The 16220-nt window shown below is 62.6% G+C and carries 12 protein-coding genes and 1 pseudogene; 2 read left to right on the plus strand and 11 right to left on the minus strand.

Going from position 1 to position 16220, the window contains the following annotated elements; all coding sequences use genetic code 11:
- Window positions 1-36 precede the first annotated feature (36 nt).
- The 7 genes from VIZ63_RS13170 to dtd all read right to left on the minus strand — a co-directional run bounded on the left by VIZ63_RS13170 (window position 37) and on the right by dtd (window position 7632).
- Window positions 37-1968: an OPT family oligopeptide transporter gene (locus tag VIZ63_RS13170; RefSeq protein WP_331610112.1), complete on the minus strand. Its 1932-nt coding sequence runs from the start codon at window positions 1966-1968 to the stop codon at window positions 37-39.
- Window positions 1969-2046: 78 nt separating this feature from the next.
- Window positions 2047-3879, minus strand: coding sequence for a M2 family metallopeptidase (locus tag VIZ63_RS13175; protein WP_331610113.1), 1833 nt, complete (start codon window positions 3877-3879; stop codon window positions 2047-2049).
- A 16-nt stretch (window positions 3880-3895) separates the two neighbouring features.
- Window positions 3896-5422, minus strand: a complete 1527-nt coding sequence (locus tag VIZ63_RS13180; RefSeq protein WP_331610114.1) for an oligopeptide:H+ symporter — start codon at window positions 5420-5422, stop codon at window positions 3896-3898.
- 205 nt (window positions 5423-5627) lie between these two features.
- Window positions 5628-6404 (minus strand): twin-arginine translocase subunit TatC, encoded by a 777-nt coding sequence (gene tatC / locus VIZ63_RS13185; protein WP_331610115.1) that lies wholly within the window; start codon window positions 6402-6404, stop codon window positions 5628-5630.
- Entirely contained in the window at window positions 6401-6823 is a 423-nt protein-coding gene (gene tatB / locus VIZ63_RS13190; protein ID WP_331610116.1) for a Sec-independent protein translocase protein TatB, read from the minus strand. The genes tatC and tatB overlap by 4 nt, the downstream gene beginning before the upstream one ends.
- Before the next feature lie 28 nt (window positions 6824-6851).
- Window positions 6852-7088: a Sec-independent protein translocase subunit TatA gene (locus VIZ63_RS13195; RefSeq protein WP_331610117.1), complete on the minus strand. Its 237-nt coding sequence runs from the start codon at window positions 7086-7088 to the stop codon at window positions 6852-6854.
- A gap of 79 nt (window positions 7089-7167) precedes the next feature.
- A complete protein-coding gene (gene dtd / locus VIZ63_RS13200; RefSeq protein ID WP_331610118.1) occupies window positions 7168-7632 on the minus strand; it encodes a D-aminoacyl-tRNA deacylase in 465 nt (154 codons plus the stop codon).
- Window positions 7633-8072: 440 nt separating this feature from the next.
- Here dtd and VIZ63_RS13210 point away from each other — a divergent pair.
- Window positions 8073-8900 (plus strand): annotated as a pseudogene (locus VIZ63_RS13210) (UDP-2,3-diacylglucosamine diphosphatase).
- A complete protein-coding gene (locus tag VIZ63_RS13215) occupies window positions 8897-9952 on the plus strand; it encodes a glycosyltransferase family 1 protein (RefSeq protein ID WP_331610120.1) in 1056 nt (351 codons plus the stop codon). Before VIZ63_RS13210 ends, VIZ63_RS13215 begins: the two are co-directional and overlap by 4 nt.
- A gap of 167 nt (window positions 9953-10119) precedes the next feature.
- On the opposite strand, the gene VIZ63_RS13220 is transcribed toward VIZ63_RS13215, so the two are convergent.
- The 4 genes from VIZ63_RS13220 to VIZ63_RS13235 form a co-directional block, all read right to left on the minus strand.
- On the minus strand, window positions 10120-10647 hold the full coding sequence (locus tag VIZ63_RS13220) for a tetratricopeptide repeat protein (RefSeq protein WP_331610121.1): 528 nt from the start codon (window positions 10645-10647) through the stop codon (window positions 10120-10122).
- 67 nt (window positions 10648-10714) lie between these two features.
- On the minus strand, window positions 10715-13039 hold the full coding sequence (mrcB, locus tag VIZ63_RS13225) for a penicillin-binding protein 1B (RefSeq protein WP_331610122.1): 2325 nt from the start codon (window positions 13037-13039) through the stop codon (window positions 10715-10717).
- Between the two features lie 131 nt (window positions 13040-13170).
- Window positions 13171-14565, minus strand: coding sequence for a Na+/H+ antiporter NhaA (nhaA, locus tag VIZ63_RS13230; protein ID WP_331610123.1), 1395 nt, complete (start codon window positions 14563-14565; stop codon window positions 13171-13173).
- A gap of 127 nt (window positions 14566-14692) precedes the next feature.
- Window positions 14693-16144, minus strand: coding sequence for a TrkH family potassium uptake protein (locus tag VIZ63_RS13235; RefSeq protein WP_331610124.1), 1452 nt, complete (start codon window positions 16142-16144; stop codon window positions 14693-14695).
- Window positions 16145-16220: the final 76 nt, after the last annotated feature.

Consider the following 16220-nt stretch of genomic DNA (forward strand, 5'->3'; position numbering starts at 1 on the left):
GAGTGACCTCCTCGATCGGGATCGAGGAGGAAACGCCTACGCGCTGGTTGCAGACCCGCGCGCCGAGGATCGATAGAGCAGCCAGCCGACGATCGCCAGCACCACCAGGCCAACGAACTGGCCGAAGTGGAACTGCTCTGGCAGCGCCAGCACATCGGCGCGTTCGCTGAGCACGATCGGGATCGCGATGGCGATACCCATCAGTGCTTCGCCGGTGATCAGCCCGGCGGAAAACAGAACGCCGGGGCGGTGTACGCGGTCGCGCAACGATTCGTCGTGCGTGCCGACGATACCGTGGCGCTTCTCGACGAAATACGCCAGCAGGCCGCCGAGGAAGATCGGCACCATCAGTTCCAGCGGCAGGTAGATGCCGATGGCCGCGGCGAGTACCGGCACGCGGAAGCTGGAATTGCGCGATTTCAACCAGCTGTCGAAGGCGATCACCAACGCGCCGATCACGCCGCCGGCGATGATCATGTCCCACGGCAATTTGCCACCGAACATGCCCTGCGCCACCGAGGCCATCAGCGTGGCCTGCGGCGCCTGCAAGGAACCGGGGCGCGTCGGGTCGCCGATGCCGTAGGCCTGAGCCAGCAGATTCAGCACCGGCGCCATGATGAGCGCGCACGAGAACGCGCCGATGCCCAGCATCACTTGCTGCTTCCACGGCGTGGCGCCGACGAGATAGCCGGCCTTGAGATCCTGCAGATTGTCGCCGCCGACTGCAGCCGCGCAGCAGACCACCGCGCCGATCATGATCGCGGCCACTGCGCCTATCTTGGAATCACTGCCCAACATCAGCATCAGCACCGCGGACGCGAACAGAATGGTGGCGATGGTGATGCCGGACACGGGGTTGTTCGACGAACCGACCAGACCCGCAAGATAGGCGGACACCGACACGAACAGGAAACCGGCGACGATCATGATGATCGTCATCGGCACGCTCACTCCCCAGTTCTGCACGATCGCCTGATACAGGGCGAGCAGCGGCAGTACGAACAGCAGCAGCGCGACCAGCATCCACTTCATCGGCAGGTCGCGTTCGGTTTCAGCCAGATTGATGTCCGCGCCCTTGCGCGCTGCTGCGATACCGCTCTTGATGCCTGATAGCAGCGACTTGCGCAGCGAAAACAGCGTCCAGATGCCGCCGACCAGCATCGTGCCGACGCCGAGATAACGGATGCGGTCACCGCGAATGATCGCCGCCGCTTCTGCCGCGGTCTTGCCGATCACTTTGACCGCGACTTCCGGATCGCCGTTGAGCAGGAACGCGTAGTAGAACGGAATCGCAATGTTGTAGGCGAGAATGCTGCCGGAGACGACGACGATCCCGATGTTGAGCCCGACGATATAACCCACGCCCAGCAGTGCCGGCGACAGGCCGCTGCCCATGTAGCCGAGGTACTTGCCGAAGAAGCCGGCACCGGCCGCGTTGTCAGGGATCATGCGTAATCCGCTTTCGGCGGCGAGCTTGACCAGCGCACCGATGCTGGCGGAGAGACCGAGGATCTTCAGGCCCGGCCCGGGGTTGTCGCCGGCTTTGAGGACTTCCGCGGCGGCCTTGCCTTCGGGGAACGGCAGCGGTTGCTCCACGATCATCGAGCGCCGCAGCGGCACGGAGAACAACACGCCGAGCAGACCACCCAGGCCGGCAATCGCCAGCACCCAGGAGTATTTGAAGTCCTGCCAATAGCCCAGGATGATCAGCGCGGGAATGGTGAAGATCACGCCGGCGGCGATCGACGAACCCGCCGAGGCACCCGTCTGCACGATGTTGTTCTCGAGAATGCTGCCGCCGCCCAGAGCGCGTAGCACGGCCATCGACACGACCGCTGCCGGAATTGCGGTGGCGATGGTCAATCCGGCGAACAAGCCGAGGTAGGTATTCGCGGCGGCGAGGATCATCGCCAGGACGATCGAAAGAATGACTGCGCGCGGCGTGAGCTGGGGGGTTGGTGTATTCATTGTTGTGGCGATCGGTCCGGATGATGAAACACGACTAAGGCAGCGTGCGGATGATATTGCACGCTCAACGGATCATCTTCATTGCGCTGCTTGCCATCCACACGTCTGTCCCTTGTTCTGTTCTTCCAGCCACGCAAGCAGCGGCCCGAAGTACTCGGTGATCGCGGCAGCGTCGATGCTGCGTGTGCCGGTGAGCTTCTCCAGCGTGTCCGGCCAGGGCTGACTCTGGCCCAGCGCAAGCATTTTACGGAAGCGACGGCCTGCTTCTTCATTGCCATACACCGAGCATTCGCTCAGCGGACCTTTGAAGCCGGCAGCGTCGCACAGCGCCTTGTGGAACTGGAACTGCAGGATGAACGACAGGAAGTAGCGCGTGTACGGCGTGTTGCCGGGAATGTGGTACTTCGCGCCCGGATCGAAGTCTTCCTCGCTGCGTGGCACTGGCGCCGCAACGCCCTGGTATTGCTCGCGCAGCTGCCACCACGCGGCGTTGTAGTTTTCGGGCTTCACCTCACCCGAAAAGACCTTCCAGCGCCATTCGTCGATCAGCTTGCCGAACGGCAGGAACGCGATCTTGTCGAGCGCCATTTTCATCTGCTGATTGATGGTTGCCTCCCGACTCTGCTTCGTCGGCCCGGCGAGCCCGATCGAGTGCAGGTAGGCGGGAGTCATCGAGAGATTCACGGTGTCGCCGATCGCTTCATGGAAGCCGTCATTGGCGCCGCTCTGGAACAGGTACGGCTGATCCTTGTAGGACAGGTAGTAATAGACGTGACCGAGCTCGTGATAGACGGTCATCAGATGTTCCTGTGTCGGCTCGATGCACTGCTTGATGCGTACATCGTCCGCCGAATCCATCTGCCAGGCGCTGGCATGACATTGCACGTCACGATCCCGCGGCTGCTGCAACAGCGAGCGTTCCCAGAAGGTCTGCGGCAGTTTCGGAAAGCCGAGCGACACGTAGAAATTCTCGGCGGACTGCGTGATCTTCACCGGGTCGTACTTCTGTTTCACGAGCGCGCTCGTGACGTTCAGATCCGATACGCCGGGATAGGGCTCGACCAGCGGATAGATCTCTGCCCATTGCTGCGCCCACATGTTGCCGAGCAGCTGTGCCGGAATCGGCTTGCCGCTGGGCACGTGCTCCGTGCCGTACGTTTTCTGCAGCTTGCCGCGCACATAGCAGTGCAGTTCGTTGTAGAGCGGCGAGACCTGCTGCCACAGTCGCGATGCTTCCCTGGTGAAGTCGTCGGCCGGCATGTCGTAATTCGAACGCCACATGGCGCCGAGGTCGGCGAAGCCCATTTCGCGGGCGCCTTCGTTGGCGAGTTCGACGAAGCGCACGTATTCCTTGCGGATCGGGCGCGCGGTGGAATGCCAGCCGGTCCAGGCTTCGGTCAGTTCATCGTAGTTGCGGCTGGTGGCGAGGACATCGGTGAGCTGTCCCTGGTCCTTGCACGAGTCCGGACCGTTCGGACAGTACTTCGCCGCCCCGTACATGCCCTCCATCTTCGAGGTGATTCCGGCCAGTTCCGTGCGCTTGGCAGGATCTTTCGGTGCGGGTGCGGACACGCTCAGCTTCAGCAGTTCGATGGTTCGCGCCGTTGCCGGGGTCAGCTGCTGGTTCTGGAAGGCCTTCGATTCCTCGACTGCATTGCCGACGTACGCGAGATATCGCTCGTTCGCTTTCGCATTCAGGAATTCCGTGTCCGGATTGATGAAGGTCGCGTAGGCGAAGCCTGCGGTGGCGAGTTCCTTCCCGACGTCCTTCATCTCGTTGTTGATGCGCGCGGCGAACTCATCGGCTGTTTCTTTGTGCTTGTTGGCGCCTTCCACCGGCGTCTTGCTGCAGCCTGCCGCTGACAGCAACGCCGCGCAGATGGCGGATGCGAGGATGACATTTACTTTCACGGCGACCCGCTCCTGACTACTTGACACCCATCATCAGTTTCTTGACCGGTTTCGACAGCAGCAGCAGCACGATACCGGCGGCGCAGATGAAGAGGACGAACTTCATGAACTGCCCCGGCATGGCCTGCAGGTTGTCGGTTTCGAAAATTCCGGAGAGCAATCCCGCCGACAGATTGCCGAGCGAAGTCGCGAGGAACCATACACCCATCATCTGCGACACGAAGCGCGCCGGCGCGAGTTTCGTGACATAGCTCAGACCCACCGGGCTCAGGCACAACTCGCCATAGGTGTGCAGCAGGTAGGTAAGGATCAGCAGGTACGGCATGGCCTTGCCGCCGTCGGAGACGATATTCGCTGCCCACACCATGAAGAGGAAGCCGAGGCCGAGCATGATGAGACCCAGGCCGAACTTCGCCGGGGCCGACGGATCGAGGTTGCGCTTCGCGAGCGCCACCCAGAGCATCGAGAAGGGCACGGCGAAAATCAGGATGAACAATGAATTGAATGACTGGAACCAGGTCGTGGGGATTTCCCAGTCGTTGAGCCAGCCGATCGTGCGATCGACGTAGCGCTCGGCGAAGAGGTTCAGCGACGCGCCCGTCTGTTCGAAGCCCGCCCAGAACAACATGCAGCCGATGAACAGGAACAGGATCACGGCCATGCGCTTGCGTTCGATCGAGTCGAGGCCCGCGAACAGGAAGATGTAGGCGAAGTAGGCGATGGCGACCGCAAACAGGATGAAGCCCGTGGTCTGCGCGAGCGTCAGCGGATCGATCGTATAGACACCGGCGACCGCGAGCAGGTAGGCGCCCAGCATGACGCCGACCATCGCGCCGACGATCATCCAGCTGTGTTTGCGGTTCGCGGCGCTGTGTTCGCCGTGTGCACCCGACACATGCAATCCGGCATTGCCGAGGTAGTGCCCCAGGAACTTGTAGAACACCAGGCCCAGGATCATGAAGATGGCGCCTGCGGCGAACGCCACCTTCCAGCCGTAGTGCACGGCAAGCAGTCCGGTGACGATCGGACCGAGGAAACCGCCGATGTTGATGCCCATGTAGAAGATCGTGAAACCGGCATCGCGGCGGCCGCCGCCTTCCGGATACAGGTCGGCAACCATCGCGCTGACGTTCGGTTTGAGCATGCCGACGCCGCAGGTGATCACGATCAGGCCGCCGAAGAACGTGGACAGTGTCGAACCCAACGCGAGCAGCGCATTGCCGATCACGATGAGAATGCCGCCGTGCCACACCGCACGCCGCGCGCCGATGAGCCGATCGGCTATCCAGCCGCCGGGCAGGCACAGGATGTAGGAAGCAGAGATGTAGAGCCCGTAGATGGCGCTCGCAGTCTTGTCGTCGAAGCCGAAACCACCGCGTGTCGAATCGGCGAGGAACAGGATCAGCAGCGCACGCATGCCGTAGTAGGTGAATCGTTCCCCCATCTCGGTGAGGAACAGCGTTGCCAGTCCGCGGGGATGTCCGAGAATCTGCGCCCCGGTGGTGGAATCCGGACTCGCTGTGCGCTCGATCGGCTGATTCATTCGTTGGCTCGCTCCGCGGGGGCGGGTTGGGACGCTCGGGCGTGCCGCCGGCGTCGGTTCAGAATTCTTGCCAGAAAGATGTCGACCGGGGACGGAGTCTCACCGATCTACGGCGGCAGCGGCAAGAAATCAGAACGAGCGGAGTGCCTGCAGCTGCCCTGTATACACGGGAGTTGCTGTGAAGCGCGGCGCCAGGCGTGTCAGGTCAGTCGTCGTTGGACTCATCGGGCTGCCCAGCCGCGCGCTTCTTGAGCATGATGCGCGCCATGACGATGCCGCCCTCGTACAGGATGTACATGGGGATGGCCATGAAGCTCTGCGAAACAGCGTCCGGCGGCGTGAGGAAAGCGGCAACGATGAAGATTCCCAGAATCACGTAGCCGCGGTTCTTGGTCATGACCTCGATCTTCACCATGCCCGTGGCGGCCAGCAGTACGGTCGCGACCGGAATCTCGAACGCGATGCCGAAGGCAAAGAAGAGCAGCAGCACGAAGTCGAGGTAGTTCGACATGTCCGTCATCACCTGCACGCCATGCGGCGCGGCGCTGGTGAGGAACGCGAACATCAGCGGAAATACGATGAAATACGCGAAAGCGACGCCGGCATAGAACAGCACGATGCTCGAGAGCAGCAGCGGCACGGCGAAACGTTTTTCACGGCGATAGAGGCCGGGAGCCACGAAAGCCCAGACCTGGTAGAGCACATATGGCATCGCGAGGAACAGCCCGGCGAGCAGCGCGAGTTTCAGCGGCGCCATGAACGGCGCCACGACGCTGGTCGCGATCATGGACGTGCCCTGAGGCATCTTGTCCATCAGCGGCGTTGCCACCAGCGTGAACAGCTCATCGGAGAACATCGCGCAGGGAATGAACATGACGAAGATCGCGATCACCGCCCGCAGCAGGCGATCACGCAGCTCCATCAGATGAGATATGAGCGAGCCTTCGGCGAGTGTCTCGCGGTCCCCGTCAGTCGCGCTCATGAAACGTTCTTGGTCTCAGATGGGACATCGGCTGGCGCCTGCGCCGGTTCGGCCCCTGGCGCCATGTGATCAAGATCCATCTGCGGTGCCGGCTGCACTGGGTCTGGCGTTGCAAAAACGTCCATTTGCGGGTCGTAAGGAGGAGCGGGGGTGGCCGGGGTTTCGACGTCTGCGGTGCCTTGGTCTGCGGTGTCTTGACCCGACGGGGTCGACGTCTGGGAGGTCGCCGGTCGGGATTTCGCCAACTCGTCCAGAGTGACTTCCTGTTCCAGCTGCGTACGCAACTGCCGCGCCATGGAACGCGCGCGACCGGTCCAGCGGCCGATTTTCTGCGCCAGTCCGGGAAGTTTCTCGGGTCCGAGCACAAGGAGTGCCAGCCCGAGAATCAGAACGATCTCGGTAAATCCGACTTCAAACATGGAAGGTCAGGCGTGCGGCAAAGGCCGCTCAGACGGTCGAGGATTTGCTGTCGGACTTGGACGCGGGCGTCGATTCGAAATCCGCATCCTTCTGCGCCGGCGCCGACAGCTGCTTGCTGTCTTCGTCCTCGCCTTCGGCCATCGCCTTCTTGAAGCCCTTGACCGCACCGCCGAGGTCCGAGCCGATGGTCTTCAGCCGCTTGGCGCCAAAGATCACGAGCGCGATCACGAGGATGATCAGAAGCTCACGAAAACCAATACCCATTGCATCTCTCCGGGGGAAAACGCCGGCGGATCATACGCCAATAAGCCGCGCTGGACAGTGAGCCGATCCCGACGATTCATTAAGGGAAATCAGCGGGGGTCTCGGGTTCAACGCGCAACCAGAAGGTCACGGGTCCGTCGTTGACCAGCGATACCGCCATGTCCGCGCCGAACACTCCTGTTTGGACCGCCGGATGAGCCAATCGTGCCCGCGAAACCAGATAGTCGAACAGTCGCTCACCTTCCTGCGGTTGGGCGGCGGGGCTGAATCCCGGCCGGGTTCCCTTGCGCGTATCCGCGGCCAGAGTGAACTGCGGCACCAGCAGCAGCCCGCCACCGATGTCCAGCAGGCTGCGATTCATGCGTCCCTGGTCGTCCGGAAACACCCGATAGGTCCGCAGCCGCTCCAGCAACCGCTCGGCCTGAGCCTCCGTATCCCCACGTTCGACCGCAATGAGCACCAGGAGCCCACGGTCGATACGCCCGCGCTCATGGCCATGGACACTGACATCCGCCCGACTGACACGCTGAAGAAGTCCGATCATGGGATCGAGAATGGCACGGTTTCGATGCCGGGTAACAAAACGTGCTGGTAGTGCATCAATTCCAATTGGATCGGGGTTTTCGCATCAAGTTTGGCACATTAGCGCCATTAACCCGTCAGCAAATCATAAAGATGAGCATATTTTCCCATTCCCTTCGTGGATTGACGGGAACAGGAGACTCCTGTTCAAAAATCCGGCTGTCCTGAAATAGGTGACGGTTATCGGGCTCCATTTACGGCATTTAATGGAAAAAGTGGGAAACAAAATCCGGGAATCCCAGCTCTCTTGCCAAAAACTATAGGAGCCGCGCACTACGGCCCCGTACACGACAAAGCACCTTCAAGCGCTCGGGTCGTCAACAATTGTTCCTGGGATTGTCATCCCCGCGTCACCCGCTGTCGCCACTGTGCGGGCCAGTTCGGTCTTGCGCAGGTGTCCCCATGAGTCCGAATCCGGCCCGGCCGGTGCTCCGCTTCCGTAGCGTCTTCATTTCCGACGTGCATCTGGGCTTTCGCGGCTGCAGCGCCGGCTACCTGCTCGATTTCCTCCATTCGATCGAGACCGACACCCTCTAACTCGTCGGCGACATCGTCGACCTGTGGAGCCTGAAGAAGTCCTTCTACTGGCCGCAGGAGCACAACGATGTGATCCGCACCATTCTCGGCATGGCCAAGCGCGGTACCCGCGTCGTCTATATCCCGGGGAATCACGATCGGGTGTTTCGCGACTACGACGGGATGGTGTTCGGCAACGTCGAGATCCGGCGCGAGGCGCTGCACGAAACCGCGGACGGCCGCCGCTTCATCGTGCTGCACGGCGATGAATTCGACAGCGTCATCAAGGCGAGTCCTTTGCTGGAGGCGCTCGGTAACCGCGCCTATGCCTGCGTGCTCCAGCTCAATCGGCTGGTGAATTTCTTCCGGCGGCGGTTCGCATTTCCGTACTGGTCCATCGCCGCGTACCTGAAGCACAAGGTCAAGAACGCAGTGGCCTACATCGCGAACTTCGAACAGGCGCTCGCGGACGAGGCCAGGCGTCGCGGCGTCGACGGCATGATCTGCGGCCACATCCATCGCGCCGAGATCACGAAAATCGACGGCGTGCTCTATTGCAACGACGGCGACTGGGTCGAAAGCTGCACGACGCTCACCGAGGATCGCAACGGGCGGCTCGCGCTACTACGCTGGACCGAAACCCGCGAGGTACTCACGTATCAGGAACTGCTCGAACAACCCGGCCTGGCTGCAGCCCGCGTGCGCGCCGCGTGAAAATTGCGATTGTCACCGACGCATGGCTGCCGCAAACGAATGGCGTCGTCAAAACGCTCGTGACGACGGTGCAGCGCCTGCGCGATCTCGGTCATGACGTGTGCGTGATCGAACCGTCGCAGTTCCGGACCTTCCCGTGCCCGACCTACCCGGAAATTCGTCTCGCCTGGTTTCCGTATCGACACGTGGACGTGCTGCTGCGTGAGTTCGCGCCGGACGCCATGCACATCGCGACCGAGGCCACGCTCGGTGCCGCGGGCCGCAAGTGGTGTCGGCGGCATCGGTTCGGATTTACCACGTCGTATCACACGCAGTTTCCGGAATACGCGGCGTCGCGCTTCCCCATTCCGCTGTCCTGGAGTTATGCCCATCTGCGCCGATTTCACGGCGCCGCTGTGCGCACGATGGTGGCGACCCCGCCCTTGCAGCAACAGCTGGAAGCGCGTCGCTTTCAGCACCTGGTGCGCTGGACCCGCGGCGTCGATATCGAACTGTTCCGGCCCCGCGAAAAGGACTTTCTGCAGCTGCCCCGGCCTATCGCCGTCTACGTCGGGAGGGTGGCCGTGGAGAAGAACATCGATGCGTTCCTGTCGATGCCATGGCGCGGCACGAAGCTCATCGTCGGCGATGGGCCGGCGCGTACCGGCCTTGAATCACGCTTTGCCGACGCGGTGTTCGTCGGCTACAGATTCGGTGAGGAACTCGCGCGATACGTGGCCGCCGCCGATGTGTTCGTGTTCCCGAGTCGCACCGACACGTTCGGTCTGGTGCTGCTGGAAGCGATGGCGTGCGGCGTTCCGGTCGCGGCGTTTCCCGTGACGGGGCCGATCGATGTCGTGGCGAACGGTGTGACGGGTGTACTGAGCGAAGATCTCCGCGGCGCCGCACTGGCTGCGCTCACGCTGGATCCGGCGCAGTGTCGTGACTATGCGCTCCATCACACGTGGGAAGCGGCGACTCAGCAGTTCCTGCGTAACCTCGCGCCGCAGAGGGAGGCGATGCCGGTGCGGAAAAGGAATTTCACACAGAGGTCACAGAGGTCACAGCGCTAAGAAGATGATTACTCCGTTCGCCTTGAGCCCGTCGAAAGGCTCTGGTTGGTCATGGAAGCTTGGGTCACGGGCTCGCCACGAACAGGTAAGAAAACCAGACATCCTGTGATTCGTTCCGACTCTGTGATCTCTGTGCACTCTGTGTGAAATCTTCTCTGAAGTCCCGCCTACCGCAGCTGTTCAGCGCGCGCTTGCGCCTCCTGGGCCTGCGGGTTCTTGCCGCGTGCGCGTAGCGACTCGGCGATGAGGTTCCATGCGGCCGACTGCGCCTTCGGCGCGTTCGACGACATCGACACGGCCTTGCGGGCCATGTTCTCGGCCTGTACGTAGTTGCCCTCGGCCTGCCGGACCTTGCCGAGTTCGATCCACAACAGCGCGTTGTCGGGCTCGATGCGCAGTGCGCGTTCGAGCGACGATGCAGCGACCGCAAAATTCTTCGAAGCGAGTTGCGTCTGGGCCTGGCCGACCAGCGCTCGCGATGCGGGGCTGAGCACAGGTTCGCGAATGACCGGCGCCGGCAGTGGTTGCGCTTGCTCGATGGGTGGCGGGGCCGGTGCTGGTTGCGTCTCCATCACGGGCGGCGAACCCGGTTGCTGCGGGGGGACCGTCGTTGCGGACGGTGCGGGCCGGTACGGTTGCGGGACAGAGCACGCACTCACGAGTGCCATGGCGGCCAGAACTACGTATCTCTTCATTGCATCTCTTCAGTCGCGCCAATTGGCCAGCGCCAGTTTGCCAGCCTGCCGCCGGCGCCCGCCAGCGCTAACGCGTCACTCCCTGCCACCATTCACGGGCGCGATCACCGATCTCACCGAACACGGTGGGTTCGCAGCCAGGCTTGATAGGCAGTTGTGTTCCCTGCGGCACCGCCACCGTGACGAGCTCGTCGCCGCATCCGGGTTTTGCTGCGTAGCCGGTAAGGTATTCGATGGACGTTTCCTGCAGTCCCTCCGGCAGCGTCATGCTGAGCGATGTCGTCGGAATCGATCCCATCAAGCGTGACCACACGGCCAGCGATCCGGACGATCCGGTCAATCCGGTTGGCGTGTTGTCGTCGTAACCGATCCAGACGACGGCCAGGTGGCTGCCCGAGAAGCCGGCGAACCAGCTGTCGCGATAATCCGATGACGTACCGCTCTTGCCCGCAACGACGAGACCGGACGGCAGATTCGCGCGTGCGGATGCGCCGGTGCCCCGTTCCATCACCTGCACCATCATCTGATTCACTTCGTACACGGCCTGCGGCGAGGCGACCGGCGTCACTTCGAGAGCAAACGACTTGAGTGGCTTGCCCTCGGCATCCAGTACCGCGCGCACTGCGCGCAGCGGTGTATTGAAGCCGCCGCTGGCAAAGGCGTTGTAGAGCTGCGCCACTTCCAGCGGCGACACGTCGAGTGAGCCGAGCAGCAAAGCCGGCAGTTCGGGCGGCTCCTTCTCGAGGCCCAGCACCTTGAACTCACGCGTGACCTTCGACAGGCCGACATCCATACCCAGGCGCACGGTGGCGAGATTCATCGACTGCGCCAGCGCGCGCACCAGCGGCACCGGACCATAGGACTCCTGCGAGTAATTCTGCGGCTTCCAGGTTTTGCCGTTCGCCAGTTTCACTTCGATGGGCGCGTCTTCGATGATCGAAGCGGCGTTGAAGCGATCGGTTTCCATGGCGGCGAGATAGATCACCGGTTTCACCAGCGAACCGATGGAACGCCTGGCATCGAGCGCGCGATTGAAGCCTTCGAACGTGGCCTGGCGCCCGCCGACCATGGCGATCACTTCGCCGCTGGAGGGTGAGGTGACGACGACGACGCCTTCGAGCGGCTCCGGCTTTTTCTTCTTGCGGGCCTTCTCCAGACGGTCCAGCTCCTGTGCCAGCGCGGCTTCGGCGCGGCTCTGCACCAGAGGACTCAGCGTGGAGAAAATGCGCAGGCCGGCTTCGGTGAGATCTTCCTCGCGATAGTCGCGCCGCAGCGTGCGACGGACCAGATCGAGGTAGGCCGGGTAGTAGCTGCCTGTCTGCGTGCCCTCACGGACCACACCGAGCGGACGCTGGCTCGCTTGCCTCGCCGCCTTGTCATCGATCACCTTGTGCTCGGCCATCAGCGTCAGCACCAGATCGCGCCGGATCTTGGCGCGCTTGGGATGACGTCGCGGATCGTAGTACGAAGGACCGCGTACGACCGCCACCAGCAGCGCCACCTCGTGCAGCTGCAGTTCCGCGAGCGGCTTGCCGAAGTAGAACTGGCTGGCGAGTCCGAAGCCGTGAATGGCCCGACGGCCGTCCTGGCCCAGGTAGATTTCGTTGATGTACGCGTTGAGCAGGTCCTGCTTGTCGAAGTGCACTTCAAGCAGCATCGCCATCATGGCCTCTTCGATCTTGCGGCCGAAGGTGCGGCGATTGTCGAGGAAGTAACTCTTCACCAGCTGCTGGGTCAGCGTCGAGCCGCCCTGCTCGATCTGGCCCGCGCGCACGTTGACCCAGGCAGCGCGAATGATCGCGCCGACGTTCACGCCGTGATGGGTATCGAACTTGCGGTCCTCGACGACCTTCAGGGCCGCCGGCAGCATGGCCGGCACTTCCTCGGGCGTCACCACCGCGCGATCTTCGCCATGCAGTGGAAAGATGCTGCCGATCAGCAAGGGATCGAGACGCAGGATCGGCACGTCTTCGCCCCGGCTGGTGATGGACACGATCGACTTCGCATCGGCGGTGATTGTCAGAGGCAGCGATTCCTGCACGGCGTCCGGAAACTGGAAGCGCCGGCTGACGACATCGATCCGTGAACCGCGGCGACTGTAACTGCCGGCGTTCTTCGGCGAGTCGACGCGGTGATAGCCGAGTCGGCGCAGCTCCTGCTCCATCGCGTCGGCGCCGAACGTCTGACCCACGTACAGCTCCGTCGGCTCCGCGTAGACCTGTGCCGGCAAGGTCCAGCGCCGCCCTTCGAATTGCTGCGTGACGATGCGATCGAGATAGAGGATCCAGACCAGCAGTGCGATCAGTCCCAGACCAACGACCAGCGATCCGCCGATCAGGATTTGCCGGCGGAATTTCTTCAGGGTTGTACGTAGCTTGTTCGGTTTGGGCATGAGGCAAAGGACGATGGGAAGCCCCAGTGGGGGGCCAGGTGCGGGCTAAGCGGTTTCCCGGTGCAAAAGTTCCTCGGTTGCGACGCCGAGACTGTGCCCGCCGATTCTGGCAAAGCGGTGGCGGATTCTGGTTAGAGCGTCCGGCAATGACAAGTTTCACGCGTGCTGGATCGTGGCCGCGGGTCGTCGAACGCAGACAACCCGACGATCAGGCCGATGACGGCCGCGGTCGTCGAGGCGATCAGCACCGCCAGTTTCGCGGCAGCCAGCAATGCAGGATCGTCGAACGCCAGCGTCGAGATGAAGATCGACATCGTGAAGCCGATGCCCGCGAGGCAGCCGACCGTTAATACGCCTCGCCAGGTGAGCCCCTCGGGCAACCGGCAAACACCGAGTTTCACCATGAGCAGACTGACGAGCACGATGCCCACAGGCTTGCCGATGACCAGGCCGAGCGTCACGCCTGCCATCACCATCAACCCTGCCGACTCACCGGACCCGTCGATGCCGACACCGCTCAGACTCACGCCGGCATTGGCGAGTGCGAACAGCGGCATCACGCCATAAGCGACCCAGGGATGCAGCACGGCCTGCACTCGCACGACCGGGGGCAGCATTTCCAGCTGTGCGCGCTGCAGCTCCTTCAACGGGTGCATCATTTCATGCGCAGCGTGCGCGCGTCGGTCAGTGCGCTGCATTAATTCCTGCAGGGCGTGGCTCGCACGCGCCAGTGGATTCTCGCGGCCCTGCATTGGCCTCACCGGTGTGAGGAGCCCGAGCACTACGCCTGCGAGTGTGGGATGCAGGCCCGCGTAGAGCAGTCCCAGCCAGACGACGAACGCTGGTGGCAGGTAAGCCAGCGCCGAACGAATGCCGAGCCGCTGCCAGCACCACACCATTACGATGCCGAGAGCGACGATCGCGAGTCCCGTCAGTTTGATCCCGCCGGAATAGAACAGCGCGATGATCAGAATCGCTGCAATGTCGTCGATGATTGCGATGGCCAGCAGCAGTACCCGCACCGTTGCGGGAATACGCTTGCCTAGCAGAGCGAGTACGCCGAGCGCGAACGCGATATCGGTGGCGGTGGGTACGGCCCATCCCTGGCGAGTCGCCGGATCGCTGTTGATTGCGATAAAAATGATGGCTGGCACCAGCACGCCGCCAAGTGCTGCGGCCACGGGCAACGCCGCTTGCCGCAGGCTTGCCAGTGCACCTTCGTGCAGTTCGCGGCGAATCTCCAGCCCGACGACCAGGAAGAAGATCGCCATCAGGCCATCGTTGATCCAGAAGTGCAGCGGCTGCGTGACCATCCAGGCGCCGGCTCCAAACGTCAGCGGTGCATGCCAGAAACCCTGATACGAATCCGCCCAGGTCGAGTTGGCCCAGCCCAGCGCGATACAGGCGGCCACGAGCAGCACGATGCCGCTGAGCGCTTCGACATGCAGGAAGCGATCGAGCGCATCAGAGATCTTGTCGGATACTTTGGCCGTGACGGGCGGGGCCGGATGGGGGTGTCGGCTCATGGAATGCTCGCTGCGATTGGCGGCCCGACCAATCTTCCCTGTCATGGCCGCACGCTGCGACCCAGACACCCGCAGTCATTAGACACGGCGTCTGCCATTCGGGCAATCGGGAAGTTCGATCGAATGCCTAGCGCCGCCAGAACGTCGGCGATATCAGCACGAGCAACGGGAATACTTCGAGACGACCGAGCAGCATGGCGAGCACGCAGATCCATTTGCCGCCATCGGTCAGGCCGGTGAAATTCCTGGCGACTTCACCCAGGCCGGTGCCCGTGTTGGTCATACAGGCCGCGATGGCGGAAAACGCCGTGACCTGATCCTCGCCGGTGGCGAGCAGCGCAATCATGAGAATGCCGAACGCGATGACGTAGACGGCGAAGAAGCCCCACACCGCGTCGATCACGCGTATGTCCATCGGCTTGTGGCCCAGTTTCACGGGCAGCTCCGCGCTCGGATGCACCAGCTGATTCACCTCGCGCTGCCCCTGCTTGAGGATCAGGAGCCAGCGTACGATCTTCATGCCGCCGGACGTCGAGCCGGCGCAGCCGCCGATGAATGCCGACAGCACGATGATCACCGGCAGCGCGCCGGGCCAGTGCGTGAAGTCATCCGTCACGAAGCCGGATGTCGTCTGCATGGACACGGCGTGAAACAGCGCCATGCGGAAGGCGTCGCCCGGTTCGTGCGCAAAGCGTGTGATCCACAGCACCAGCGTATAGAGCACCACGCTGACGAGCAGTATGCGGAGGAACGCGCCGAACTCGGGGTCGCGCAGGTAGTTGCTGAGCGTGCGATGGCGCCACGCCAGGAAGTGCAGCGAAAAGTTGACGCCGCCGATGAACATGAAGATGACGCAGATCATCTCGATCACGGCATTGTCGAAGTAAGCGATGCTGGCATCGTGCGTCGAGTTGCCGCCGGTCGATACCGTGGTGAAGGCATGCGCGACTGCATCGAACGGCTGCATGCCCGCAGCCCAGTAAGCCAGTCCGCAGGCGACCGTGATCGCCAGATAGATGATCCACAGCGCCTTTGCGGTTTCGGTGATGCGCGGCGTCAGTTTCGAATCTTTCACTGGCCCCGGGGTTTCCGCACGCAACAGCTGCATACCGCCGACGCCCAGCATGGGCAGCAGCGCTACGGCCAGCACCACGATACCGATGCCGCCGAGCCATTCGACCTGGCTGCGGTAATACAGGACCGATTCCGGCAGCTGGTCGAGCGACGGGAAGATGATCGCGCCCGTCGTCGTGAAACCGGACACCGCTTCGAAGACCGCATCGGTCAGCGTCATGTCGAGTTCGGCGGAGAGGAATAGCGGCACCGACCCTGCGATACCGAGCACGACCCAGAACAACGCCACGACCAGAAACCCGTCGCGCAATCGCAGTTCACGCACCGTCTTGCGAACTGGCCACCATGCAATGAAGCCCACCACGAGCAACGCAACGAACGCATCGAAGAACGGCTGCCAGTTGCCGTCGTCGAAGTGCAACGACACGCCCACCGGCGGCAGCATGGTCAGGCTGAACAGCATCAGCAGCAGCCCGAGGATGCGTTGGACGACGAGGAAGTTCATGAGCAGGTCAACTGGCTGACTGGCCCACTCGCGGACTGGCCAGAAAGTGAGTCAGGCTCATTCTTCTGCTCTGGCC

The sequence above is a fragment of the Povalibacter sp. genome (assembly GCF_036520495.1).
Lineage (GTDB): Bacteria > Pseudomonadota > Gammaproteobacteria > Steroidobacterales > Steroidobacteraceae > Steroidobacter.

Excerpts from the sequence above, each read along its gene's own strand:
- tatB (WP_331610116.1), bottom strand. The coding sequence starts at position 6,823 with ATGTTTGAAGTCGGATTTACCGAGATCGTTCTGATTCTCGGGCTGGCA.
- VIZ63_RS13180 (WP_331610114.1), bottom strand. The coding sequence starts at position 5,422 with ATGAATCAGCCGATCGAGCGCACAGCGAGTCCGGATTCCACCACCGGG.
- dtd (WP_331610118.1), bottom strand. The coding sequence starts at position 7,632 with ATGATCGGACTTCTTCAGCGTGTCAGTCGGGCGGATGTCAGTGTCCAT.
- VIZ63_RS13235 (WP_331610124.1), bottom strand. The coding sequence starts at position 16,144 with ATGAACTTCCTCGTCGTCCAACGCATCCTCGGGCTGCTGCTGATGCTG.
- mrcB (WP_331610122.1), bottom strand. The coding sequence starts at position 13,039 with ATGCCCAAACCGAACAAGCTACGTACAACCCTGAAGAAATTCCGCCGG.
- VIZ63_RS13195 (WP_331610117.1), bottom strand. The coding sequence starts at position 7,088 with ATGGGTATTGGTTTTCGTGAGCTTCTGATCATCCTCGTGATCGCGCTC.
- tatC (WP_331610115.1), bottom strand. The coding sequence starts at position 6,404 with ATGAGCGCGACTGACGGGGACCGCGAGACACTCGCCGAAGGCTCGCTC.
- nhaA (WP_331610123.1), bottom strand. The coding sequence starts at position 14,565 with ATGAGCCGACACCCCCATCCGGCCCCGCCCGTCACGGCCAAAGTATCC.
- VIZ63_RS13220 (WP_331610121.1), bottom strand. The coding sequence starts at position 10,647 with ATGAAGAGATACGTAGTTCTGGCCGCCATGGCACTCGTGAGTGCGTGC.
- VIZ63_RS13170 (WP_331610112.1), bottom strand. The coding sequence starts at position 1,968 with ATGAATACACCAACCCCCCAGCTCACGCCGCGCGCAGTCATTCTTTCG.